This window comes from Nocardia pneumoniae NBRC 100136, assembly GCF_000308755.1.
Lineage (GTDB): Bacteria > Actinomycetota > Actinomycetes > Mycobacteriales > Mycobacteriaceae > Nocardia > Nocardia pneumoniae.
Genome location: NZ_BAGF01000044.1, coordinates 58942 through 80289 on the forward strand (window position 1 = coordinate 58942; position 21348 = coordinate 80289).

The 21348-nt window shown below is 70.2% G+C and carries 26 protein-coding genes and 1 pseudogene; 19 read left to right on the top strand and 8 right to left on the bottom strand.

What is annotated here, in order from left to right:
* Positions 1–66 precede the first annotated feature (66 nt).
* Positions 67–783, top strand: a complete 717-nt coding sequence (locus ON34_RS13895; protein WP_040779442.1) for a DUF8817 family protein — start codon at positions 67–69, stop codon at positions 781–783.
* 36 nt (positions 784–819) lie between these two features.
* Here the strand turns inward: ON34_RS13895 and map are convergent, their stop codons facing one another.
* Positions 820–1587 (bottom strand): type I methionyl aminopeptidase, encoded by a 768-nt coding sequence (gene map / locus ON34_RS13900; protein WP_040779443.1) that lies wholly within the window; start codon positions 1585–1587, stop codon positions 820–822.
* A gap of 103 nt (positions 1588–1690) precedes the next feature.
* Here map and ON34_RS13905 point away from each other — a divergent pair, with 103 nt between their 5' ends.
* Complete coding sequence (locus tag ON34_RS13905; protein ID WP_040779444.1) at positions 1691–1954, top strand: helix-turn-helix transcriptional regulator; 264 nt, start codon at positions 1691–1693, stop codon at positions 1952–1954.
* Here the strand turns inward: ON34_RS13905 and ON34_RS13910 are convergent.
* Positions 1951–2337 carry a PPOX class F420-dependent oxidoreductase gene (locus ON34_RS13910; protein WP_040779446.1) on the bottom strand — a complete coding sequence of 129 codons (387 nt, stop codon included), beginning with the start codon at positions 2335–2337 and terminating at the stop codon, positions 1951–1953. The two genes, ON34_RS13905 and ON34_RS13910, sit on opposite strands and share 4 nt — an antisense overlap.
* 398 nt (positions 2338–2735) lie before the next feature.
* Here ON34_RS13910 and ON34_RS13915 point away from each other — a divergent pair, with 398 nt between their 5' ends.
* On the top strand, positions 2736–3482 hold the full coding sequence (locus tag ON34_RS13915) for a helix-turn-helix transcriptional regulator (RefSeq protein WP_051022536.1): 747 nt from the start codon (positions 2736–2738) through the stop codon (positions 3480–3482).
* A 41-nt stretch (positions 3483–3523) separates the two neighbouring features.
* A complete protein-coding gene (locus tag ON34_RS36050; RefSeq protein ID WP_157172298.1) occupies positions 3524–3691 on the top strand; it encodes a hypothetical protein in 168 nt (55 codons plus the stop codon).
* A 99-nt stretch (positions 3692–3790) separates the two neighbouring features.
* On the opposite strand, the gene ON34_RS13920 is transcribed toward ON34_RS36050, so the two are convergent.
* Entirely contained in the window at positions 3791–5491 is a 1701-nt protein-coding gene (locus ON34_RS13920) for a putative PEP-binding protein (RefSeq protein WP_040779448.1), read from the bottom strand.
* 146 nt (positions 5492–5637) lie between these two features.
* On the opposite strand from ON34_RS13920, the gene ON34_RS13925 reads away from it, so the two are divergent.
* The 6 genes and pseudogenes from ON34_RS13925 to ON34_RS13950 all read left to right on the top strand — a co-directional run bounded on the left by ON34_RS13925 (position 5638) and on the right by ON34_RS13950 (position 10988).
* Positions 5638–6405: a DeoR/GlpR family DNA-binding transcription regulator gene (locus ON34_RS13925; protein WP_040779449.1), complete on the top strand. Its 768-nt coding sequence runs from the start codon at positions 5638–5640 to the stop codon at positions 6403–6405.
* Complete coding sequence (locus ON34_RS13930; RefSeq protein WP_040779451.1) at positions 6402–7352, top strand: 1-phosphofructokinase family hexose kinase; 951 nt, start codon at positions 6402–6404, stop codon at positions 7350–7352. The genes ON34_RS13925 and ON34_RS13930 overlap by 4 nt, the downstream gene beginning before the upstream one ends.
* Positions 7353–7363: 11 nt before the next feature.
* Positions 7364–9436, top strand: a complete 2073-nt coding sequence (locus ON34_RS13935) for a PTS fructose transporter subunit IIABC (RefSeq protein WP_040779453.1) — start codon at positions 7364–7366, stop codon at positions 9434–9436.
* A gap of 28 nt (positions 9437–9464) precedes the next feature.
* Positions 9465–9722 (top strand): HPr family phosphocarrier protein, encoded by a 258-nt coding sequence (locus tag ON34_RS13940; RefSeq protein ID WP_040779455.1) that lies wholly within the window; start codon positions 9465–9467, stop codon positions 9720–9722.
* Positions 9723–9901: 179 nt separating this feature from the next.
* Positions 9902–10210 (top strand): annotated as a pseudogene (locus tag ON34_RS34585) (LysR substrate-binding domain-containing protein); the annotation flags it as partial.
* A 79-nt stretch (positions 10211–10289) separates the two neighbouring features.
* Positions 10290–10988: a histone deacetylase gene (locus ON34_RS13950; protein WP_306303644.1), complete on the top strand. Its 699-nt coding sequence runs from the start codon at positions 10290–10292 to the stop codon at positions 10986–10988.
* An 18-nt stretch (positions 10989–11006) separates the two neighbouring features.
* On the opposite strand, the gene ON34_RS13955 is transcribed toward ON34_RS13950, so the two are convergent.
* Positions 11007–12272: a PucR family transcriptional regulator gene (locus ON34_RS13955; RefSeq protein WP_051022563.1), complete on the bottom strand. Its 1266-nt coding sequence runs from the start codon at positions 12270–12272 to the stop codon at positions 11007–11009.
* A gap of 210 nt (positions 12273–12482) precedes the next feature.
* On the opposite strand from ON34_RS13955, the gene ON34_RS13960 reads away from it, so the two are divergent.
* Positions 12483–12863, top strand: coding sequence for a hypothetical protein (locus ON34_RS13960; protein ID WP_040779458.1), 381 nt, complete (start codon positions 12483–12485; stop codon positions 12861–12863).
* A gap of 12 nt (positions 12864–12875) precedes the next feature.
* Here ON34_RS13960 and ON34_RS13965 read toward each other — a convergent pair whose 3' ends face one another.
* Positions 12876–13826, bottom strand: a complete 951-nt coding sequence (locus tag ON34_RS13965) for an FAD-dependent oxidoreductase (protein ID WP_040779459.1) — start codon at positions 13824–13826, stop codon at positions 12876–12878.
* 84 nt (positions 13827–13910) lie between these two features.
* Positions 13911–14246 (bottom strand): hypothetical protein, encoded by a 336-nt coding sequence (locus ON34_RS13970; RefSeq protein WP_040779460.1) that lies wholly within the window; start codon positions 14244–14246, stop codon positions 13911–13913.
* 156 nt (positions 14247–14402) lie between these two features.
* Between ON34_RS13970 and ON34_RS13975 the strand changes: the two genes are divergently transcribed.
* Positions 14403–15512, top strand: a complete 1110-nt coding sequence (locus ON34_RS13975) for a carboxylate-amine ligase (RefSeq protein ID WP_040779461.1) — start codon at positions 14403–14405, stop codon at positions 15510–15512.
* 39 nt (positions 15513–15551) lie between these two features.
* On the opposite strand, the gene ON34_RS13980 is transcribed toward ON34_RS13975, so the two are convergent.
* Positions 15552–16292, bottom strand: coding sequence for an anti-sigma factor (locus ON34_RS13980; protein ID WP_040779462.1), 741 nt, complete (start codon positions 16290–16292; stop codon positions 15552–15554).
* 438 nt (positions 16293–16730) lie between these two features.
* Between ON34_RS13980 and ON34_RS13990 the strand changes: the two genes are divergently transcribed.
* The 5 genes from ON34_RS13990 to ON34_RS14010 all read left to right on the top strand — a co-directional run bounded on the left by ON34_RS13990 (position 16731) and on the right by ON34_RS14010 (position 18961).
* Complete coding sequence (locus tag ON34_RS13990) at positions 16731–17363, top strand: TerD family protein (RefSeq protein ID WP_083889413.1); 633 nt, start codon at positions 16731–16733, stop codon at positions 17361–17363.
* Positions 17364–17553: 190 nt separating this feature from the next.
* Positions 17554–17883, top strand: a complete 330-nt coding sequence (locus tag ON34_RS13995; protein ID WP_040779467.1) for a hypothetical protein — start codon at positions 17554–17556, stop codon at positions 17881–17883.
* A gap of 27 nt (positions 17884–17910) precedes the next feature.
* A complete protein-coding gene (locus ON34_RS14000; RefSeq protein WP_040779469.1) occupies positions 17911–18321 on the top strand; it encodes a phage holin family protein in 411 nt (136 codons plus the stop codon).
* A gap of 2 nt (positions 18322–18323) precedes the next feature.
* Positions 18324–18707, top strand: coding sequence for a DUF3618 domain-containing protein (locus ON34_RS14005; protein WP_040779471.1), 384 nt, complete (start codon positions 18324–18326; stop codon positions 18705–18707).
* On the top strand, positions 18704–18961 hold the full coding sequence (locus ON34_RS14010) for a DUF4235 domain-containing protein (RefSeq protein WP_040779524.1): 258 nt from the start codon (positions 18704–18706) through the stop codon (positions 18959–18961). Before ON34_RS14005 ends, ON34_RS14010 begins: the two co-directional genes overlap by 4 nt.
* Positions 18962–19119: 158 nt before the next feature.
* Here ON34_RS14010 and ON34_RS14015 read toward each other — a convergent pair whose 3' ends face one another.
* Complete coding sequence (locus ON34_RS14015) at positions 19120–20016, bottom strand: NAD(P)H-binding protein (protein ID WP_051022543.1); 897 nt, start codon at positions 20014–20016, stop codon at positions 19120–19122.
* Positions 20017–20104: 88 nt separating this feature from the next.
* On the opposite strand from ON34_RS14015, the gene ON34_RS14020 reads away from it, so the two are divergent.
* Positions 20105–20812: a TetR/AcrR family transcriptional regulator gene (locus tag ON34_RS14020; protein WP_040779472.1), complete on the top strand. Its 708-nt coding sequence runs from the start codon at positions 20105–20107 to the stop codon at positions 20810–20812.
* Positions 20813–20978: 166 nt separating this feature from the next.
* Positions 20979–21347 (top strand): STAS domain-containing protein, encoded by a 369-nt coding sequence (locus tag ON34_RS14025; protein ID WP_051022565.1) that lies wholly within the window; start codon positions 20979–20981, stop codon positions 21345–21347.
* The last annotated feature ends 1 nt before the right edge of the window (position 21348 follow it).

A 21348-nucleotide genomic window follows, 5' to 3' on the forward strand; every position in this document is an offset into this window, starting at 1 on the left:
TCCCGTCCGGCGCACCCCTACGCTCGACTAGTCAAAATTGACTACCAAGGGTATTCGGGAGGGTTCATGTCCGACACGGCGGTACCGCAGCTCTGGACCGGCGACCTGGCGGGCACGCTGGATTTCTACGAAACGCTCGGCTACACGGTGACCCACGAGCAGACCCGCCCCTATGTCTACGGCGCCGTCGAAGATCACGGCTGCTCTCTGCATTTCGTCCCCGCGCCCAAGGGCGACGACCTACCCGCCGAGCGCGCCGCATGCCTGGTGATGGTCGACGACGTCGCCAGCAGGCACCAAACGTTCACCACGGCACTGCGTGCCCGGTACGGCAAGATTCCCGCGAAAGGTCTCCCGCGGATCACCCGGTTCCGGCCGGGGCAGAGCCGGTTCACAGTGGTCGACCCCGCGGGCAACCAGGTGATCTACATCCAGCGCGACGAACCCGCGAAGCTCGAGTACGGCGGGTCGAAAGCGTTGAACGGCTTGGCCAAGGTGCTCGACAACGCCCGCATCCTGCGCGATTTCAAGACCGATGACAAGGCGGCCTTCCGCGTGCTCGAGGTCGGTCTCGGCCGCTTCCGGCTCGAGGCGCCCCGGCTGGATGTGGCCCGGGCGCTGGCGGCGCTCACCGAACTGGCCGTCGCCACCGACGAACCCGACCGCGCCGCACAGTTCCGCGCCGAGCTACGCGCGATGGAATTGTCCGACGATGAACGCGCCACCGTCGCCGACGAGCTCCGCGCGTCCGACGACCTCGCCGCCTGGCTGTCCGGAACCTAGTCGGCGACAGCACGGCTTGCCGCGACGACTATGCGGTCACGCCGCGGCCGTCAGCACCTCAGGCCCCTCGGCCGTGATCGCGACAGTGTGCTCGGAGTGCGCGGTGCGCGAACCGTCCGCCGAGCGAATGGTCCAGCCGTCGGGATCGGTGACGATACGGTCGGTCGTGCGCGCGAACCAGGGTTCGATCGCGATGGTGAGTCCGGGCCGCAACCGGTAGCCACGTCCCGGGCGGCCCTGGTTGGGCACATGCGGGTCCTCGTGCATGGTGCGGCCCAGGCCGTGGCCGCCGAACTCGGTGTTCACCGGGTAGCCGTAGTCCCGCGCCACGGCGGCGACAGCGGCGGAGATGTCACCGATGCGGTTGCCCGGCACGGCGACCGCGATCGCCGCCGCGAGCGCCTCCTCGGTGGCGCGGACCAGCCGCACGTCCTCGGCAGCGGCGGTGCCGACCACGACGGTCGTCGCCGAATCGGCGACCCAGCCGTCGATCCCGACCGCGAGGTCCATGCTCAGCACGTCACCGTCACGCAGGACGTAGTCGAACGGAAGCCCGTGCAGCACGGCATCGTTCACCGACAGGCAGACGGTATTGCGGAACGGCCCGCGCCCGAACGACGGCGCGTAGTCCCAGTAGCAGGACTGCGCTCCCCGCTGGCGGATACGCTCCCGGACATAGGCTTCCAGCTCGAGCAGATTCACCCCGACCCGCGCGCGTTCGCGCAGTTCGGCCAGCACATCGGCGACGAAGCGCCCCGCCACTCGCATCCGCGCGATCTCCGCGGGACTCTTCAACTCGACCATCGATCCTCCAGTACTCCGGTATTTTAATACCACAGTAGCCGCATCGGTATTTAAATACCAGCGGTCGCTTGCGGTATTTAAATACCGTCCGTAACCTGGGCGCATGGTTCGTCTTCCGCTGACCCCCGCGCAGATCGACGCGGGCCGCCGCCTCGGCGCCGCTCTGCGCAACGCCCGGGCCGACCGTGATCTCGGCGAAGTGGCTCGGGCGGCAGGCATTTCACCGGAGACACTGCGCAAGATCGAAACCGGCCGGCTCCCCTCCCCCGCCTTCGGCACCGTCGTGTCGCTCAGCCAGGTGCTGGCGCTCCCGCTCGACGACCTGGCGGATATCTGGCGCTCGGCGGGACTGGCCGAGTCGGCCTAAGTCGAGGCTTTCCGGTCGATCGCGATGCCGACGGACGCGTCCGCGCCGCGCAGCAGCTTGTGTCCGCGAATGGCGAGCTTGCCGATGACTCCGTACTTGTCCGCGACCACATCGCGCACCCGCTGTGTGCCGTCCGGATCGAGAATCCGGGCGCTGCCCGCCAGGACCTCCTGCGACTTCGGGCGGCCGCGCCCATCGCAGACCTGGAGCGTGACGTCCGGATTGCGGCGGATCCGCTTGACCTTCCACGTCTTCGGATTGGTCCAGACGACGATCCGGTCGCCGTCCGGCGCCACCCAGACAGGCGTGCCGACCGGCGTTCCGTCCTTCTTGAACGTCGTCAGCAGGACGTATTTGCTCTGACTCATCTCGTTCCACGTCATATCGGCAACGGTAGGCGCGTCCGCCCGCAGGGACATCCGACCGCGGAACGGTTCGCCATTACGCGTCCCGACGTAGAACACTGCGCCATGCTCGTACGCCGCGGCGGCGGCGCTGCCGGGCCGTACCCCGCCCCGATTCGACCGACGAGCCCCGAACTGCCGAGCAGATGTGGATGAGCGGCACATTGTGTTGATGCGCATTTCTACATGTCCTCATGTCAGGCGTTTTCCACGACGGCCCAGTCGCGCATCCTCACGACAGACGACGCCGTGAGCGAATGTCCGGAATATCCGTCCGGTACTACGATCGCGGTGGCCCCCAACCCTTCCTACCCAGGCGAACCAGACGAACCCGTGTCGAACACCGCCCTCTGTCCGCCGATCGGCGGTGACCCGCGATGACCGCTGCGATCCCCCGGTGGCTCGGCGGCGTCGTGTTCACTCCCGGTCTGATGGCCTTCACCGGCGACATCGGTGACACTGCGGCGCATTCCCACGCCGCGGTACAGGTACTGCTGGTCACCCGCGGCGAACTCACCCTCACCGACGGCAGCGGAACTGTCAGCCGCGCCGACCTCGCGATCATCCCGCCGGGGGTCCGCCACGAAGTCCGTGCCACACCGGAGACCGCCGGATTCCTCGCCTACCTCGATCCTGCCAGTGCGGTTGGACGCGCTGCCGTCGCCCGCCTGGCCGACCGACCCGCCGATCAGGTGCGCAGCTGGATCGCCGCTGCCGTCCCGGCATCGCCCGGCCACCCGCCACGGCCCCCGGCGCTTCCGCTGCCTCGGCGGGCCACGCATCCGGTGGTGCTCGCAGCGATGGAACTGGCCGATGCCAGCCCGGTCGGACCACCCAGCCTGGGTGAGGTGGCTCGCCGGGTCGCGATGTCACCCAGTCGCCTGTCGCACTTGTTCGCCGCCGAGGTCGGGCTTCCGTATGCGGCGTGGCGGCGCTGGACGCGGCTGCACCGCGCCATCGATCAGGTCCGGGCGGGACGTTCGCTGACCGAGGCCGCCCACGCCGCCGGATTCGCCGACAGCGCCCACCTCACCCGCACCTGCCGTGACCTGTTCGGCATCACCCCCACCGACGCCCTGCTGGCCACCGGCTGGCGCGGCACACCGCCACGCGCCACGACGTGAACGTGGGGGCGATGGGGGACGAACGCTGGTAGAACCTGAGCATGGCTGATCAGACACGGTTTGCTCGGCTGGCGCTCGACCAAGTGGCGGCCGAGCTGGACCAGATCGCCCTTCGAGGTGGCTACCTCACTCCTGAGCGGATGCGTTTTCTCGCGACCAAAGTCCGCGACGCGGGCGTGGTGTACGAGAAAGCCGTGGGATCGGGATAACTGCGAGACCCCGCACCGAGCGATCGTCGGCGGACATGGCGTCGCGACGAGCACTGCCCACGTCCGCCCGAATACCGGCCTGCTCAGAGGAGGACGCCATCAGGCGGCGGGCGCCCCGCCCAGGATGGATCGGACGGCGGCGCGGGCTGCCGTGGGATCGGCGGCTTCGAGTGCCGCGGCCGCGGCGCGCTCGCAGCTTTCCCGGCTGACCTCCGCCAAACCCGCGCCCACCGCGGCGACGGCGCTGGCGGCAGCGGACAAGGAGGTGATGCCGAACCCGACCAGCACGCAAGCCAAGGCCGGATCGGCCGCCGCTTCACCGCACACTCCGACGGGCTTCCCGAGGCGCAGGCCCGCGGCCGCGGTGCGGGCCACGAGGGACAGCACTGCCGGTTGCCACGGGTCGGTGAGCGCGGCCAGTTCGGGGGACATGCGGTCGGCCGCCATCGTGTACTGCGCGAGGTCGTTGGTGCCGACGGAGAGGAAATCGACGTGCCGGAGAATCGCTTCCGCGGTCAGCGCGGCGGCGGGCACTTCGATCATCGCCCCGGGGATGAGCCCCCGCGCGCGGACCTTCGAGGCGAAGGATTCCGCTTCGGCCGCGGTGGAAATCATCGGCGCCATCACCCACGGCACGGGCTGGCGGCCCTCCGCGGCGCGCGCGATGGCGTCCAGTTGCCGGTCCAGGATGCCCTCGTCGCGCGCGGCGACGCGGATACCACGCACGCCGAGCGCGGGATTCGCCTCGTCGGGGTGGTCGGCGAACCGCAGCGGCTTGTCCGATCCAGCGTCCAGGGTCCGGATCACCACCTTCGCCCCCGCGTACGCGTCGAACACCTCCCGGTAGATGCGCTCCTGCTCGGCCACGCTCGGCTCGGATTCGCGGTCCAGGAAACACAATTCGGTGCGGAACAAACCCACCCCCTCGGCCGGTGTCCGACGCGCCGCCAGCGCACCGGCGCCGTCTTGGACGTTGACCAGCACTTCCACCCGGTGACCGTCCGCCGTGGCGCCCGGCCCCGTCCACGCCGCGTCGCGGGCGACCCGGGAGCGGAACTCCTCGATCGCCCGGGCCGCGACCGAGGGGTCGGGATCGACGACGATTCGCCCGGATGACCCATCCAGCAGGACGTCCGTCCCCGCCGCGACTCCGTCGAGCTCGGCCACCGCGACAACGCAGGGGATGCCGAGTTGGCGCGCGATGATCGCGGTATGGCTGGTCGGACCGCCGAATGACGTCGCCAAGCCGACGATGAGTGCCGGGTCGAGCCCGGCCGCGTCCGCGGGCGCCAAGTCGTCGGCGAGCAGGATCGAGGGCTGCGCAGGTACCGGGATACCCGGCTCGGGCGCACCCGCCAGTTCGGCGACGACTCGATCACAGATGTCCCGCAAATCCGTCACCCGCTCGGCCATCAGTCCGCCGAGTCTGGTGAACATCGAGGCGAACTGATCGGTGGCCGCGACCGCCGCCGCCCGAGCGGGTGTGCCCGCCGCGATCAGCTTCTCGGCGGCGCCGAGCCAGCCGCGGTCGGTGGCCATCGCGGCGTTGGCGGCGAGCACCTCCGCCGCGGCACCGCTGGCGCGCGCCGCCCGTTCCCGCAAACGGTCCGAGACGGTGGTCGCGGCCGTCAGTAGCGCCGCCTGCTCTGATGCCCGATCGGACTCGGATACCAGCTCCGTCGATTCCTCGACGCGCAGCCGGGCAACCGGCCGGACCGCAGGCGCGAACGCGACTCCGGACACCGCCGGTGTGCCGTTCAGCACCATAGTTCCCGCCTTTACCTGCAGCGACCTCGTCATCCGTCGTCTACCTCCGCGCCTGTGCCGAGCGAATGGGTGCCATGCCCATCCGGTTGCCAATGTGATCCAGACTACGCCAACCCATTGACAAAGCAACACATCCAGATATAAAACAACATAAACCAACATCAAGCCGGGAGGATCGGATGTACGCCGAGGAACGCCAGCAGGCCATCGCCACGCTGGTCGGGCAGCGGGGGCGCGTGTCGGTCACCGAGCTGTCCGATCAGTACGGCGTCACGACCGAAACGGTCCGCCGCGACCTGGCGGTGCTCGATCGGATGGGGCTGATCCGACGCGTACACGGCGGCGCGGTACCCGCCGCGGCGCTGACCGCGATCGAACTCGGCACCGGCGAACGCGAGCACAGCCGCGCGGCGGAAAAGGACCGCATCGCCAAGGCCGCCCTGGATTTCCTGCCGCCGACCGGCGGCAGCGTGCTGTTCGACGCGGGCACCACCACGGCGCGGATCGCCGCCCTCCTGCCGACGGATCGCGAACTGGTCGCGGTGACCAATTCAGTGCCGATCGCGGCCCGGCTCAGCGGACATGCCGCGGTGCGGTTGCATCTGCTCGGCGGGCGCGTCCGCGGCGTCACCCAGGCGGCCGTCGGGGCGGAGACCCAGCGCATGCTCGGTGAACTGCGTGTCGACGTCGTCTTCCTCGGAACCAACGCGCTGACTCCCGCGCACGGGCTGTCCACACCGGACTTCGACGAAGCCGCGGTCAAGCGGGCCATGGTCGCCAGCGCGCACCGCGTCGTCGTGGTGGCCGACTCCACCAAGGTGGGGCGCGAGGATCTCGTGCGATTCGCCGCCATCGATGAGATCGACGCGCTGGTCACCGACACCGACCTGCTGGCTTCGGTGCGCGCCGAGCTCACCGCGTCCGGACTGGAAGTGGTCACCGCATGATCGTCACGCTGACCGCCAATCCCAGCATCGATCGCACCGTCTCCCTGACCGAACCGCTGCACCGCGGGGCTGTGCACCGAGCCGCCACCGTGAGCTCGCATCCCGGCGGCAAGGGCGTCAACGTCTCGCGGGTAGTCGCCGCGGCAGGTCGCGCCACGATCGCCGTGCTGCCCGGCAACGCCGGGGACCCGCTGCTGCGGGAACTCGGCGACGCGGGCATCAGCTACCGCGCCGTCTCGACGCCGGGGATCGCGCGGACCAATCTCACGGTCGCGGAAGTCGACGGAACCACGACGAAGATCAACGAGCCCGGCCCCGCATTGCCTACCGCGTGTGCGGACTCCCTCGCCGGGGTGCTCGACGGTCTCGCCGACGCCGCGTCCTGGGTGGTGTTGTCGGGCTCCCTGCCGCCCGGAGTGCCCGCCGACTGGTATGTCACGTTGCTGCGCAGGCTGCGCGGAATCCCGGTCGCGGTCGACGCCTCCGATGCCCCACTTCGGGCGCTGGCCGCCGAATTCGACTCGGTCCCGCCGCGACTGCTGAAACCGAACATCGAGGAACTGGGACAGCTCACCGGCGACGACCCCGCCGACCTGGAAGATCCGCTGGCCGCGGCGCACGCCGCGGCGACCCTGGTCGGGTACGGGGTCGGCACGGTACTGGCGACGCTCGGCAAGGCCGGCGCGGTCCTGGTCACCTCGGAGGGCGCCTGGTACGCGGCCGCGCCGCCCGTCACACCGCGCAGCACCGTGGGCGCCGGTGACTCGGCCCTGGCCGGTTATCTGCTCGCCGACCTGGACGGCGCCGGGCCCGCGGAACGGTTGCGCCGCGCCGTCGCCTACGGCAGCGCCGCCGCCGCACTCCCCGGCACCGGCGTGCCCGGGCCGAACGACATCGATCTCGACGCCGTCTCCGTCACGGCGCTCAACGCTCTGCACAACCGCTGAAGGAGGCCGAGATGGCCGACTCGATCATCACCGAGTACCTCATCACCCTCGACACCGATCTGGGCGCCGCCAAGGAGTCCGTGATCGCCGCCCTCGCCGAACGCCTGGCCGGAACCGGCCGCGCGCAGGACGCGACAGCACTGACCAACGCCGCGCTGGCCCGGGAAGCCCAGTCCGCGACGGGGCTTCCCGGCGGCATCGCGATACCGCACTGCCGCGCCGCGACCGTCACCGAAGCCTCACTCGCGTTCGCCCGGCTCGCCCCGCCGGTCGATTTCGGCGCCCCGGACGGTCCCGCCGACCTCGTCTTCCTGATCGCGGCGCCGGAAGGCGCGGGCGCCGAGCACATGAAGCTGCTGTCGAGCCTGGCGCGTGCGCTGGTGAAACCCGAATTCGTCGCCGACCTGCGCGGCGCGGCGACGGCCTCGGAGGTCGTGGCCCTCGTCGAGGGCGTGCTCGACGCGCCGAGCCCGGCGAAGGAGGCTCAGGCCAGCACGGCCGACGCGACCACGGCAACCGCGAGCACCGCGGCCCCGGCGCCGAGCGCGACCGCACCATCCACGACGAGCACGACCACGCCACCCAGGCAGGAGGCACCGGTCGCCGAACGCACGATCGTCGCGGTCACCGCTTGCCCGACCGGAATAGCGCACACCTATATGGCCGCCGACTCCTTGGTCGCCGCGGGCAAACGCGCCGGTGTCACGGTGCACGTGGAAACGCAGGGGTCCAGCGGCAGCACTCCGCTCGGCGGCGAGACCATCGCGGCCGCGTCCGCGGTCATCTTCGCCACCGACGTCGGTGTGCGCGGACGCGACCGGTTCGCGGGCAAGCCCGTCGTGACCTCCGGGGTCAAGCGCGCGATCAACGAACCTGACGCGATGATCGCCGACGCGCTGCGCGCCGCGAACGATCCCGTCGCCACCACCGTCACCGGCCGCGCATCCGGCGAAGAACCCGCTCCCGCACCGGCAACCCTTGGCTGGGGCACGCGATTGCGCCAGATCTTGCTGACCGGCGTCAGTTACATGATCCCGTTCGTCGCGGCGGGTGGCCTGCTCATCGCGCTCGGCTTCCTGCTGGGCGGTTACGAGATCGCCGACAAGGCCAAGTCCATCGTGCTGGACAACTCGCTCAGCGCGCTGCCCGACGGCGGACTGGCCACCTACCTCGGCGCGGTGATGTTCCAGCTCGGCTCGCTCGCCTTCGGATTCCTGGTGCCTGCGCTGGCCGGCTACATCGCCTTCGCCATCGCCGACCGCCCCGGCCTCGCACCGGGTTTCACCGCGGGAGCCGTCGCGGTGTTCGTCGGCGCCGGATTCCTCGGCGGCCTGGCGGGCGGGCTGATCGCCGGGTTCGCGGCGCTGTGGATCGCGAAACTCGCCGTGCCCCAGTGGGCTCGAGGCCTGATGCCGGTGGTGGTGATCCCGCTGTTCGCCTCGCTGATCGTCGGCGCGGCCATGTTCATCGTGCTCGGCAAGCCACTTGCCGCGCTGACCAGCGGGCTCACCAACTGGCTCAACGGGCTGTCCGGCACGTCCGCGATCGCCCTCGGGGTCATCCTCGGCCTGATGATGTGCTTCGACCTCGGTGGGCCGGTGAACAAGGCCGCCTACTCGTTCGCCGTGGCCGGGCTCAGCGTCACCGACACCGCCTCACTGCGCATCATGGCCGCGGTCATGGCCGCGGGGATGGTGCCGCCCCTGGCCATGGCGGTCGCCACCACCATCAGGCCCCGCCTGTTCACCACCGCCGAACGCGAGAACGGCAAGGCGGCGTGGCTGCTCGGGGCCTCGTTCATCTCCGAGGGCGCCATTCCCTTCGCCGCCGCCGACCCGCTGCGAGTCATCCCGTCCATGATGGCCGGCGGCGCGGTCACCGGTGCGCTGATCATGACCACCGGAACCACACTCAGCGCACCGCATGGCGGCATCTTCGTCTTCTTCGCGGTCGGCCATATTCTCTGGTTCCTCGGCGCACTCGCCGCTGGCACACTCGTCGGCGCACTATGCGTCACGGTCGCCAAAGAACTCGTCCGCCCGCGCACCGCGGCGCACTCCCCCGCAACCGTCACCGTCGGATAACCCCCTTCCTGGAAAAGGAGTTCCCACCATGCCACAGACAGTCGTCGAAGTCGGCTCGTCCATCGGCCTGCACTCACGCCCGGCCAACATCATCGCCGAAGCCGTTCAGGCAGCGGGCGTTCCGGTCACCCTCTCGGTGGCCGGCGGCGATCCGGTCGACGCGGGCTCGGCACTGATGATCATGACTCTCGGAGCCACCCAGGGCACCGCGGTCGTGGTCGACAGCGCCGATCAGGCAGTTTTGGACAAGGTGGTCGCCCTGGTCGCCGCCGACCTGGACGCCTGAGCGGTCCGCACCCGTTCCTGTCACCGCCAGCCGGTGACGAATTGCAGTGCCAGACCGGACGAGCCGAGTGCGATGGCGAGGATGCCGCCGAACACCAGAAGGCGGTATCCGGAGCTGCGTAATCGTTGCCGTGCCAGCGTGGTTCCGATGGCGGCCAGGACCGCGGCGATCAGCCACGCCGCGAACTCGCCACCACGCCGTTGCTGTGGCGCGAGCCGGGCTCGGGAACCCGCGACACGGTGTGGGAGATCCTGGGTGCGGAATGCCAGCCTGCCCGGTTCGCCGCCCAGCTGGGCTCGGCCGCCGCGATCGTCGCCTCGGCCCGCGCAGGGGCCGCACCCGCGGTGCTGAGCCGGTTGATCGCGGCGCCGGAGCTGGCCAGCGGAGCCCTCGCGGAAGTGCGGATGGCGGACTCCGTCGTGCTGACGAGGCAATTCCGGGCGATTTGGCGCCGCCAGGCGCCGCCGTCGGGACCGGCGGAAATCCTGGCTCGTTCGCCGCCGGTGGCACGGGCAACCGGTGATGCTCCGGTGGGCACGACGTCGGGAACGGCCCAGAATGGGTGTCATGACGGCGTGGTACACAGGCATCGCCACCAGCTCCGCGGCACCAGGGGCGCACGCCGACCGGCGCGACCGGGACCCGGATCTGGTCTGGTACGCGGCCTACGGCTCCAACATGAGCCTGGCCAGGCTGCGCACCTACCTGTGTGGCGGCAGGCCCGATGGTGGAACGCTCACCCTGCCCGGCTGCCGCGACCCTGCCGATCCGCTTCGCTCGGTTCCCCTGCTGCTGCCCGGCCTGCTGTACTTCGCCACCGAATCGCTGACCTGGACCGGCGGCCGCGCTTTCTACGATCCGGGCTGCCCGGGTGAGATCGCCGTGCACGCCCACCTGCTCACCGCCACCCAGTTCTCCGACATCGTGGCCCAGGAGATGTACCGCGCTCCCGGCGCGGACCTCGATTTCAGCGAGGTGATCACCCGGGGCACGATCACTCTCGGTCCCGGCCGATACGAGACGCTGGTCTGCGCGGGCACCTACGACGGTCACCCCGTGCTGAGTTTTACCGCGCCCTGGCGCTACCGCGATGTTCCTGGGAACGCGCCCGCCGCCGCATACCTGCGGTACCTGGCCGCTGGCCTGCGCGCCGCCCATGGCTGGTCCATATGGACGACCGCGGGTTACCTCGCCACTCGCCCGGGCGCCGATCGCCGATGGACCCCGGACTCCGTCTACGCGCTGCTCCGGGCGGGCGCTCGGTAACGACGCCGCGCCGTAGGTCTACGAGGAGACGTCCGTCTCTCCAGGCCGGACGGGAGACTGGGCCTCGGAGTCCCGATAGCTGCGCGCGACGAGCGCCGCGCGCAGATACCACACCCCGGAGGCTTGGGCGGGGTCGAACCCGGTGAGCTGGCCGATGCGTTTGAGCCGGTAGTCGACGGTGTTGGTGTGGATGTGCAACGAGCGTGCGGTGCGCTGGCGGTTGAGGTTGGTGCCGATATGGCGCTTCAGGGTTTCCAGGAGTTCGGGGTGCTCGTCGAGGGGATCCAGGAGTGTCCGCAGCGTTTCCAGTCCGGGGCCGGGCCGGGTGAGCTGGTACTCCAGCGCCAGGTCGTCGAAGCGGAACAGTCCGCGCGTCCAGCGCAGCCGCTGCACCATGTCGAGCAGCTCGTGCGCGCGATCGGCGGCCGTGGGCACCTCGACCGGCGTCGCGGCGATCACCGTGGCGACGACCGGGACCTGTGCGGCGGCGCCGAGGCACTCCACCAGCTCGTCGAGGGCTTTGTCCTCCGGTGACGCGGACGGCAGCAGGATCGTGCCACCGTCGACGCTCAGCAGCGACAGCACCGTGTCGCCGCAGCGGGTCGCGAGCTCGGATTGCACGCGGCGCAGCTTTCGCCGCGCCACCACCGCGCCGTCGAGTCGCGGATTCCTCTCCTCGGGGTGTGCCGGGATGGCAACAGCGAGAACGGCATACGAGTCGGCGATCGGAATGCCGCATTCGCGCGCCATGGTGAACGTGGGGTGCCCGCCGAGCAGAGCGGAGGCGAGGGTGTGGGCGGCGGTGTGGTGTTCGCCGACCACGGCACGCAACTCGGTAACGTAGGCCCGCGAGACGGTCGAGGTGATGGTGTCCAGGATTTCCAGCAGACGGCGGCTGATGTCCTTGAGGCTGTCGAAATCCGCGGCGGTCGCGTTGGCGACGATCAGGTCGAAACCGAGTTTGAATCCCTCGTGCACGGCGTGATGGATGGTGTCGATCGGGATGCCCTCGCGCGCCCAGCCGGCCGCCGCGGTACGCAGCAGCATCGTCTTCTCCGGGATGTCGGTGCCGTCGAGCATGCTGACGGCCAGTTCCAGACACAGGCGGGTGATATTGGTGATGTCGCCGTTGAGCGCCTCGCCGGGTAGCGTCCGGCAGTGCGCGACGGTCTCGATGAAGTGGCCGACCATTTTGCGCGACAGATTCCGCACATCGCGCAGCGAAGAACTGGCCGGGCGGCCCGAGAGCGTCAAATCCGGACCTGCCGAATCGGTGATGGACATCATGACTCCTTCCCTCCCCGATCGCGGAAAGTACCCAACGGTAACTTGACCGGTTCGGCCTTCCGAGTGCCGCGCCCCTGGTTGGGGATACCGCCCGAAAACCACCCCCTCGCCCCTGTGAGGGCTCACAACACGCATTCGCGCGGTCGAATTCTCTCGGGCCCCACCGTAACGTCGGTGCCAGCAGGGTCGTCGCGCGGAGGGAGGGCCATGACCATCGGCCCGCACGAAGAAGATCGGCACACCGCCGAGGCGCCTGCGCGCTTCGATCCTGGGCAACCCCGGCGTGCCGGTGCCGACGCGCTGATCAAGATGGGGCTGGAACTGGCCCTCGTCCTGGTGGACGCGGCCGAGGCCGCGGGCAGCCTCGCCCTCGGCAGGTTCGAGCACGCCGCCAGCCGATGCGCCCAAGCCGGTATCCCGATCGAAGCGGTGCACGCCGTCCTGCGCGACGGGGTCGACGCGGGCCTCGCCCTGCCCGCGACCGAGTCGCCGGAACGCCGCACGCGGCGTGACCGGGTGGAGCCGGGCGCGATCAGCGAATTCCTGGAGGCGCTGAACTCGGTGGTGGCGCGCAGCTACGCCAACTGAACCGGACGGCGCTCAGAGCCCCGCCACGAGGGCGGCGGTTTCCAGCGCGCAGCCGTATCCGATGGTGATGCCGGAACCGCCGTGGCCGTAGTTGTGGACGACGGGAATGCCCGGCAAGGCGGCTGTGTCGAGTTCGAGGCGAACTTCGGCGCGGCCAGGGCGAAGTCCGACCAGGGTTTCCAACACCCGGCTCTCGGCGAGCGCGGGAGCCAGATCGCGGCAGCGCCGCAGGATCGACCGGGCAAGCTCAGGGTCCGGCGCGGTGTCCCACTCGCCCGGCTCCAGCGAACCGCCCAGAACGCAGTCGCCGGCCCGGGGGTGGACGTAGGCGCGGCCGAGTGGATGGGCCTCGTCCCGGATCGACACCGAAAGGCCCGGATTCGTCACCCGCACGATCTGACCGCGGATCGGATACACGTCCGGGTCGCCGACGAGTTCGGCGGCGCGCAGACCGGCACAGTTGACCACGACGTCGGGGGAGAGGTCGGTGAGGTCGTCGAGCCGATGGACGGTGCGCAGTACGCGTCGCGCGCCTGCCGCGTCCACCTGAGCGCTGAGAAACGGCAGGTAGGTCGGCATCTCCACCAGGGGGACCGCGAAACGGAAACCGAAGCCGTAGCCGGGGGGCAGTTCGCCGGGATCGGCGGACCGGAACGAGCGCACCGACCGTGACCAGGACGGAACCGCGGGCTCGTCCCGATACAGCGCCATCGATTCGCACATCCGCACGCCCGGCGCGCCCGCGGTGGCCAGCGCGGCCAAGTGCTCGAAGGTGGTGTCGCTCCACGCCCGCACCCGGTCGGCCGGGCCCGCCGCGGTGGGAAACCACACGGCGGCGGCGAGAAAGGACGTGGTCGCCGTGATCGGCGTGGCGCTGACGACGGTGACCTCGTGCCGGTCCCGGAGCAGTTCCGCCGCAGTGGAAAGACCCGCGATGCCCGAGCCGAGGACGACGATCCGCATGCGAGCGAGATTATCGAGCCCCGCCGCCGTGGGAGGTTTCTCCAGCACCGGCCGTGGGAGGCGGGCAGATGCGTGCCGGTGCGGTCAGTCCTCGTCGTCGAGTGAGGTGACTCCGGTGGTCAGGGCGACCATCGGCCACTGTGGTCCGACGCAGGCGGCGGTGACGGTGCTGCCCGCCGCGAATCCGCCGCGGCTCTCGCCGTTGCGCGCGACGTCCGCCCGCACACCGGCCTGTTCGGCGGAGCCCAGCAGCGCACAGGTCCAGCTCTCCGACGCCGGTTGGCTGTTCACCGCGATGGTGCCTTCTTCCTGGGTGTCGGCCGATAGCGTCGGCCCCGCGGCGGCGAGCCCGGCACCGGCCCCGGCGACCACCGCGGCGGAGCCGGTTGTCACGACGAGACGCAGAGCGATCCGAAACATGCGATATCTCCCTGATATTGATGCAGCCCCCTCTTCAGCAGTTTCCGCCTCGACGCCGTCCAAACCGCGCGCCGAGCCGCGCGTGACGAGCGACCGCGCGGCAACTTCTCGGCCGATCCACCGACTAGGCATCCTGCCCCGGGGTATGCCGATGACATGGACGATGGCCGCGCGACCGTCGGTGTGGAAGAAGAATTCTTGCTGGTCGATCCGCAGACCGGCGCGCCGCTGGCACGCAATGTCGAGGTGGCGCGTACGGCCGAGGACATCGGCATCGACCTGCAACTCGAGCTGACTCGCTGCCAGGTGGAGGCCAGCACCGCGGTCCACACCGATATCGCCGCGCTGCACCGGCAACTGCGGGAGTTGCGGCGCGGTGTCTCCTCCTGCGCCGAGCAGAACGACGCGCGTTTGCTGGCGGTGGGCATCCCGCCGACCGTGCCGCACGAGTTCCCGGTCACGCAGACGCCGCGCTACCAGCGCATCGAGGAGAATTTCGGGCTGCTCGCGCACGAGCAGGGACTGTCGGGATGCCACGTGCACGTCGGCATCCCCGATTGCGAGACCGCGATCCAGGTGGGCAACTATCTGCGGCCGTGGCTGCCGACACTGCTGGCGATGACGGCGAACTCGGCGATCTACCGCGGCACCGAGACCGGATTCGCCAGTTGGCGCAGCATCCTGTGGCGACGCTGGCCCAGCGCCGGACCGCCGCCGTACTTCGAGTCCGCGCGTGACTACGAGGCGATGGTCGCGATGATGCTCAACAGCGGCAGCATCCTGGACAAGCAGATGGTCTACTGGGACGTCCGCCCGTCGGTCTCCTTCCCCACCGTCGAGATCCGGGTGAGCGATATACCCGCCACCGTCGAGGAGACCGCGCTGTTGGCCGCGCTGGTGCGCGCGATCGTCGTCATGGCGCGAAAGTCCTTGGCCGACGGTCATGTCGCGCCGCCGGTGCCCGCCGAGGTCCTGCGAGCGGCGTACTGGAAGGCGGCGCGTTCGGGACTGGTCGGAGACGGTGTCGACCCGCACGACGGCCAGGTGGCGCCCATCCGCACGCTGCTGCGCCGCTTGATCGACTACGCCGCCCCGGCGCTCGAGGAGGCGGGCGACCGGGAGTTCGTCGAGGAGGCGTTCGCCCGCCTGCTCGCCCGCGGCAACGGTGCCTTCCGGCAACTGAGGGCCTTGCGGGCGCGTGGCGAGGTGGATGACGTCGTCGAAGAGGTGGCGCGCGCGACCCTCGAAGGGTGCGACCGACCATGAACTCACCGCGCGGGTCGTGCGGGGAGACCGAGGTGCCGCTCAGCCGAGGGCGACCTCCGCCAAGTGCGGTGACGTCGGGCGCGGCGAACCATTCGCGGGTTCGATCGTGACGACGAGGACGTCCGCCGGATCGAACCGGGTCGCCACCCCAGCCGCCGGCACCGTTGTCAGCACCCCCGCCGAGCGCACTGCGCCCGAGGGGGACACCACCCACAGCTGATAGGCCCGTCCGGCCGGCGGTGCGGGCACCGCGTCGAACGTCAGCGCGACGGCATGGAGCCGGTCCGATGTGCTCACCGTGACGGCGCCCCCGACCGTCAGCCCGACCACCCGGGACCGCGAATCCGATTGCTGGAGAACCTGTTCCGCGGTGACCGGCACGGTGGCATGCCCGGCTATCCGCTCGGCGACCACCACGGCGCCCGCACCGGCGCCGATGATCACGGCGACGGCGACGGCCAGACGTGCCGCCCGCGGCAGGCGACCGGGCACCGACCGCGCGCCGTGCCGCCCGGATCGCGCGCCCTGGCGCGAGTCGTCGATCGCTCGGAGGATCTTCGACTCGAGCGTCGGCGGCGGATTCACCGCGTCGACCGCGCTCAGTGCCGCCAATGTCTCCCGCACCCGGCGCACTGTGGCGGCGAATGCCGCGGCGGTACCGGAATCGGCCTTCGCCACCCGGTTTTCGATGTGCCTGCGCTCGATCTCGGCCACCGCGTCCATCGCGTAGGGGTAGGCCAGGTCGAGCAGGCCGGTGCGAGACTGCTCGGTGTCTGTCATGACCCGCCACCTTCGGACGAGGCGACCCGGGGCCGTTCGACCGCGGACCGGATACGCACCCGGACATGTGCCGCCACGACGACCGCGTCGACCACGACATCCGCGCCCGCCGGGCGAACCAGCGGCGGACGCGAACCCGATTCGGCGGTTCGGTGGCTGCTCCTCCGCACGGACCGGGCGGTCGCACCGTAGTCCTGCGCGGCGACCGTACCCGCCGGTCGCGCCTTCGCGGCTACCTCGCGAACCCGGTACACCGATGGCGAGGAACCGCGGGCATGGGGTCTCCCGCCATGGCGTCGGCTCTCGTGCTCAATGCCAACCCGCATGCCTTCACTTCGCGGCGCACCCTCGCATGGATTGGATTCCTCGCGATATTCGCCGCGATTGGGGTAGGCTCCTGCGCCGACCATGCGCCACTGTCGATGCGCCGACGTGCAGATGAGCGTCGCGGGGCTGCGCGGCCCGTACGTCCGATCACGAGATCGCCGCAAGACCAGGTCGCCATTGCAGAGGGGAACACGGATGTCCATGAGGCTGCGCGACGAGCGCGACACCCCGCTCGACCACGTCACGATTGCGCTCGGCTGGGACCCGGCAACGCCCTCGCGCTGGTTCAACCGCCGGAAGGACATCGATCTCAACGCGGCCGCGCTGCTGTTCGCCGCGGAACAGCTCGTGGACGTCGTCTATCACGAGCGACTCACCTCGACCGACGGCTCGGTGCGCCTGCACGGCGACAGCATCACCGGCGAGGGGGAAGGCGACGACGAGGTCATCACCGTCGACCTCACCCGGATTCCCTCCGAGGTCACGACGGTGCTGTTCCTCGTCACCTGCTACACCGGGCAGACCTTCGAGCAGATCGCCAACGCCTACTGCCGGGTGATCGACAGCGCGGCGGGGACGCAGATCGCCCGCTACGACCTGACCGGCGGCGGCGACCACACCGGCATGGTGCTGGGCAGAGTTCGGCGCACCGACGGTGTCTGGCATTTCGACTCCCTCGGCAAGGGTCTGCGAGCGCGGCATCCGGTCGAGGCGGTGCCGCTGCTCGCCGACTACGTCGGCTAGCGCGAACACGATTTCGCCTGCGGTCCAAGGCTTTTCGCCGCATGGCACTGCGTCGACCCAGCGCCGCCGGATGATCCGGCGGCGAGTCCGGTGTCCGGGGAGCCTTCGGGCGCGGCGTCGAAAACGCAGGCGCGGATGGCGTCCGATTGGAATGCCTGCGCGCGGGTAGTCGCCATGCAGGAGGTGTGACATGCCCAAAGAATGGACGGAGAAGGAAGAGCGGCAGTACGAGCACGTCAAGGACTCGGCGAAGAGCCGGGGCGCGAGCACGAAGCGTGCGAAGGAGATGGCCGCACGCACGGTGAACAAGAACCGTGCGCAGGAGGGGAAGACCAAGACCGCGAGCCGCACTTCGACCCGCGACAAGTCGCCGCAGCAGCGCGGCGGCCAGCGTTCCGGAAGCAGCGGGCCCAAGGGCCCGACCAGGGACCAGCTGTACAACGAAGCGAAGAAACGCAATATCAAAGGCCGCTCCACGATGACCAAGGGTCAGCTGGAGAAGGCGCTCGGCCGCGGTTGAGGCCGCCCGTGCGGCAGAGGAGGTCTCATGACGGAGACGGCACGGACCGGTCCGCCCGCGAATACGAGGTCGGTCACCGAGCTCATCGATGACGCCACCGCACAGATATCCACGCTGATCCGCTCCGAACTCGAGCTCGCGCGACTGGAGATGCGGCAGAAGGGCAAGCAATTCGGCCGCGGCGCGGGTTTGGCCGGTGTCGCCGCGCTCTTGGCGTTCTACGGCGGCGCTGCGGTGGTCGCCGCAGCCGTCCTCGGGCTTGCCGAGCTGTTGCCAGGGTGGGCCGCCGCGCTGATCGTGGCCGGCGCTCTCTTGACGGTCGCGGCGGTGCTCGGCGGGTTCGGCAAGAAGGAGGTGGAGCACGCCGCTCCGCCGATACCGCGGGAGGCGGTCGAGGGCGTCCAGCAGGACATCGAGGTGATCAAGGACAGGAGATGAGGATGAACGACAGCCAGTCGCCCGCCGATGCCGCCGCGGCGCTGCGACGCGCCCGCGACACCGCCAGGGCGGAACTCGGCAGGGCGATCGACGAACTGGGCCACAAGCTCGACGTGCCCGAGCGGAGCAAGGAGAAGGCGCACGACGCCGTCGCGACGACGAAGCACGCGGCGTCCGAAGCGGCGCACGCGGTCTCGGACAAAGCGGAGCAGGCGAAGACGAGCGCCGCGGATCTGGCCCACCGGGTCGCGGCGGCGACGCCCGCGCCGGTGCTGGCGCGCGGCAAGTACGCCGCCGGAACGTTGCGCACGCATCCGCTCCCGGCCGCCCTCACCGCGGCGGCAGCGGCAGTGCTCGTGTGGCGGATCATGCGGAGGCGGCGATGAAGACGCTGTACAAACCACTCGGCCTGCTGATCAGCGTCCTCGGCGGGCTCGTGGCGAACGCGGTGTTCACCCGGGTGTGGACTCGGGTCAGCGGCGAGGAGCAGGCCCCCTCCGCGACCGCACGGAATTACTCCTGGCGCGAAGTGCTGTTCGCCGCCGCACTGCAAGGCGCTGTCTTCGGGTTGGTGAAGGCGGCGATCGATCGCGCGGGCGCGGCGGGTTTCCGCTCGCTCACGGGTACTTGGCCCGAATAGCCCTGCCATACAGGGCTTTCTGGTGACGTACGTCCGAGCGCGAACTCCGGGTGTTGCGCCACCGCGAATCCATCCGCCACGCGTATCCCGCCGCGCCTGTCCCCCGCTGTGCCAGTGGCCGGTCGCCGAAAGCGCCGCGCACGAAGCGGGTCACACCGTCACCGAGTTACCGCCCTGGCGTCCTGAGGACGCACTCCAAGCGGTGTGACCGTCGCCCGCAGGATGTCCGCCAAGGGCACGGGCGGCCTGCCGAGCAGCCGCGCGAGGGTGCTGTCGGTCGACGCGAAATGACCCAGTCGGCTCGCGGCGAACAAACCGAGGAGCAGGTCGGCCGCCGACTCCGGCAGGCCGCGGGCGAGCAAGCTCGCGCGATACTCGGCCTCGGTCACGACGACCCGGCGAATGGGACGACCCGTGAGCCGCGCGGCGATCGCCGCGACGCCCGTCAGATCTATCGCCTCCGAACCGGTGAGCGCGGGAGTCATGCCGTCGAGCTCGTCCTCGGTGAGCGCAAGTGCCGCGGCTTCGGCGAGGTCGGCGTGCGCGGTCCACGCGACCGGCCCGTCCTCCGGCGCGGTCAGCTCCCCGGTGTGCAGGGCCGCGCCCAGCAACATCGCCGCCGACGCGGCGTAGAAGCCGTTGCGCAGCGCGGTGAAGGCAACGCCGCACTCCCGCAGCGCCGCCTCGGTGGCGGCATGATCCGGCATCGGCGCGAACGGCGAAGACGGGTTCGCGCCCATGTGGCTGGTGTAGACGACGCGTGCGGCTCCGGCGGCCACCGCTGCCTCGATGGCCACGCGGTGGTGGCGCACCGCCGTTTCACCTGTGCTGTCGGTCGACACCACGAGAACCTTCGACGCGCCCTCGAAGGCGTGCGCGAGACCGGCAGGGTCGGCGAAATCGCCACGGCGGACCCGCACACCCCGGTCTTCCAGATCGCGCGCCCCATCCGGGACGCGCACGCTGACGCCGATCCGCGCCGCGGGGACGCGCTCGAGCAGGCGCTCGGTGACTGCTCTGCCGAGCTTGCCGTTGGCTCCGGTGACGATGATCATGGGCGATCTCCTGACGTTTCCAGTGATAACAAATAGAGCGTATCATCGTAAACAACAGCGATAACAGTTCTCCGTTATCATCGAAATCATGGAGGGCGGCGAGAGTGCATCCGAAGGACACCGGGAACGCATCGTCGAGGCAGCGACCCGGCTGCTGAAGGAAGGCGGACCGGACGCGGTTTCGACGCGTGCCGTGAGCGCCGCGGCCGGTGTCCAGCCGCCCACCATCTATCGGCTCTTCGGCGACAAACAGGGCCTGCTCGACGCCGTCGTCACACACGGCTTCACCACCTACCTGACCAGCAAGTCCACCCTCGAACCCGCCGAGGATCCGGTCGATGATCTCCGCGCCGGGTGGGATCAGCACGTCGGACTCGGCCTGGCCAACCCGGCGCTGTACGCGCTGATGTACAGCGGGCCCCGCCCGGAAGGAGCCGCACCGGCCGCCCGTGCCGCGTACCAGGTACTCGCCGAGCGCATCCGGCGGATCGCCGCCGCAGGCCGGTTACGCGTTCCGGAGGATCGTGCCGTGGCCCTGGTCCACGCGGCCGGTTCCGGCACGACGCTCACGTTGATCGCCACCCCCGAGCAGGACCGTGACCCGGAACTGTCCCGCACCGCCCGCGAGGCGATCATCGCCGCGATCACCACGGACACTCCCGCCGCCACGGCTCCCGGCCCCGTCGCCGCCGCCGTCACGCTCCGCGCGGTGCTGCCGCAGACCGACGCCTTGACCGAGCCCGAGCGCGGCCTCATGCGGGAATGGCTGGACCGAATCGCCAACCCGGGCAGCTGATCGGTGTGATCCGCCAGACCGCGCAACAGGACTACCTGACGACGCGATGCGGTAAGTTGACCGGCGGAATGCTCGCTCTGCGCCGTGCCCTTGTGCTGGAGGCACGAACCGCGGCGGAGGCCGACTGGCGTACTGCCGAGCACACCGCAGGCACGGGAGGTGGATGGTGAGTTCCGAAAGCGCACCCCGGGCGCTGGAGGTCCAGGTGCGATCCGCGGACGACGCGGTGATCGTCACCGTGCACGGCGAAATCGACATGGCGTCCGCTCCGCGCCTGCAATCGGCGCTCGACGAGGCGTTGCGCAACGCGCCTCCCGCCGTCGTGGTGGATATGTCGAACGTCGGGTTCCTCGGCTCCGCGGGCCTGAGCGTCCTGGTGGCGGCCTCGGAAGCCGCCGGTTCCGGCGCGTTGCGCGTGGTCCCCAGCGACGCGGCGCGCAGGCCGATCGAGCTGACCGCGCTGGACCGGCTGCTGACGGTGTTCGACACCGTCGAGGACGCGCTGGCGGTCGACGAGACCGAGCCCCCGAACTGAG

Bases quoted from the DNA above. Each gene is read 5' to 3' on its own strand.
- ON34_RS13965 (WP_040779459.1), bottom strand. From the start codon at position 13,826: ATGCGGATCGTCGTCCTCGGCTCGGGCATCGCGGGTCTTTCCACTGCG.
- ON34_RS13905 (WP_040779444.1), top strand. From the start codon at position 1,691: ATGGTTCGTCTTCCGCTGACCCCCGCGCAGATCGACGCGGGCCGCCGC.
- ON34_RS13910 (WP_040779446.1), bottom strand. From the start codon at position 2,337: ATGACGTGGAACGAGATGAGTCAGAGCAAATACGTCCTGCTGACGACG.
- ON34_RS36050 (WP_157172298.1), top strand. From the start codon at position 3,524: ATGGCTGATCAGACACGGTTTGCTCGGCTGGCGCTCGACCAAGTGGCG.
- map (WP_040779443.1), bottom strand. From the start codon at position 1,587: ATGGTCGAGTTGAAGAGTCCCGCGGAGATCGCGCGGATGCGAGTGGCG.
- ON34_RS14020 (WP_040779472.1), top strand. From the start codon at position 20,105: ATGGAGGGCGGCGAGAGTGCATCCGAAGGACACCGGGAACGCATCGTC.
- ON34_RS13950 (WP_306303644.1), top strand. From the start codon at position 10,290: ATGACGGCGTGGTACACAGGCATCGCCACCAGCTCCGCGGCACCAGGG.
- ON34_RS13975 (WP_040779461.1), top strand. From the start codon at position 14,403: ATGGACGATGGCCGCGCGACCGTCGGTGTGGAAGAAGAATTCTTGCTG.
- ON34_RS13925 (WP_040779449.1), top strand. From the start codon at position 5,638: ATGTACGCCGAGGAACGCCAGCAGGCCATCGCCACGCTGGTCGGGCAG.
- ON34_RS13895 (WP_040779442.1), top strand. From the start codon at position 67: ATGTCCGACACGGCGGTACCGCAGCTCTGGACCGGCGACCTGGCGGGC.
- ON34_RS13960 (WP_040779458.1), top strand. From the start codon at position 12,483: ATGACCATCGGCCCGCACGAAGAAGATCGGCACACCGCCGAGGCGCCT.
- ON34_RS13940 (WP_040779455.1), top strand. From the start codon at position 9,465: ATGCCACAGACAGTCGTCGAAGTCGGCTCGTCCATCGGCCTGCACTCA.
- ON34_RS13995 (WP_040779467.1), top strand. From the start codon at position 17,554: ATGCCCAAAGAATGGACGGAGAAGGAAGAGCGGCAGTACGAGCACGTC.
- ON34_RS13930 (WP_040779451.1), top strand. From the start codon at position 6,402: ATGATCGTCACGCTGACCGCCAATCCCAGCATCGATCGCACCGTCTCC.
- ON34_RS13955 (WP_051022563.1), bottom strand. From the start codon at position 12,272: ATGTCCATCACCGATTCGGCAGGTCCGGATTTGACGCTCTCGGGCCGC.
- ON34_RS14010 (WP_040779524.1), top strand. From the start codon at position 18,704: ATGAAGACGCTGTACAAACCACTCGGCCTGCTGATCAGCGTCCTCGGC.
- ON34_RS13970 (WP_040779460.1), bottom strand. From the start codon at position 14,246: ATGTTTCGGATCGCTCTGCGTCTCGTCGTGACAACCGGCTCCGCCGCG.
- ON34_RS13915 (WP_051022536.1), top strand. From the start codon at position 2,736: ATGACCGCTGCGATCCCCCGGTGGCTCGGCGGCGTCGTGTTCACTCCC.
- ON34_RS14015 (WP_051022543.1), bottom strand. From the start codon at position 20,016: ATGATCATCGTCACCGGAGCCAACGGCAAGCTCGGCAGAGCAGTCACC.
- ON34_RS13935 (WP_040779453.1), top strand. From the start codon at position 7,364: ATGGCCGACTCGATCATCACCGAGTACCTCATCACCCTCGACACCGAT.
- ON34_RS13920 (WP_040779448.1), bottom strand. From the start codon at position 5,491: ATGACGAGGTCGCTGCAGGTAAAGGCGGGAACTATGGTGCTGAACGGC.
- ON34_RS14005 (WP_040779471.1), top strand. From the start codon at position 18,324: ATGAACGACAGCCAGTCGCCCGCCGATGCCGCCGCGGCGCTGCGACGC.
- ON34_RS13990 (WP_083889413.1), top strand. From the start codon at position 16,731: ATGAGCGTCGCGGGGCTGCGCGGCCCGTACGTCCGATCACGAGATCGC.
- ON34_RS13980 (WP_040779462.1), bottom strand. From the start codon at position 16,292: ATGACAGACACCGAGCAGTCTCGCACCGGCCTGCTCGACCTGGCCTAC.
- ON34_RS14000 (WP_040779469.1), top strand. From the start codon at position 17,911: ATGACGGAGACGGCACGGACCGGTCCGCCCGCGAATACGAGGTCGGTC.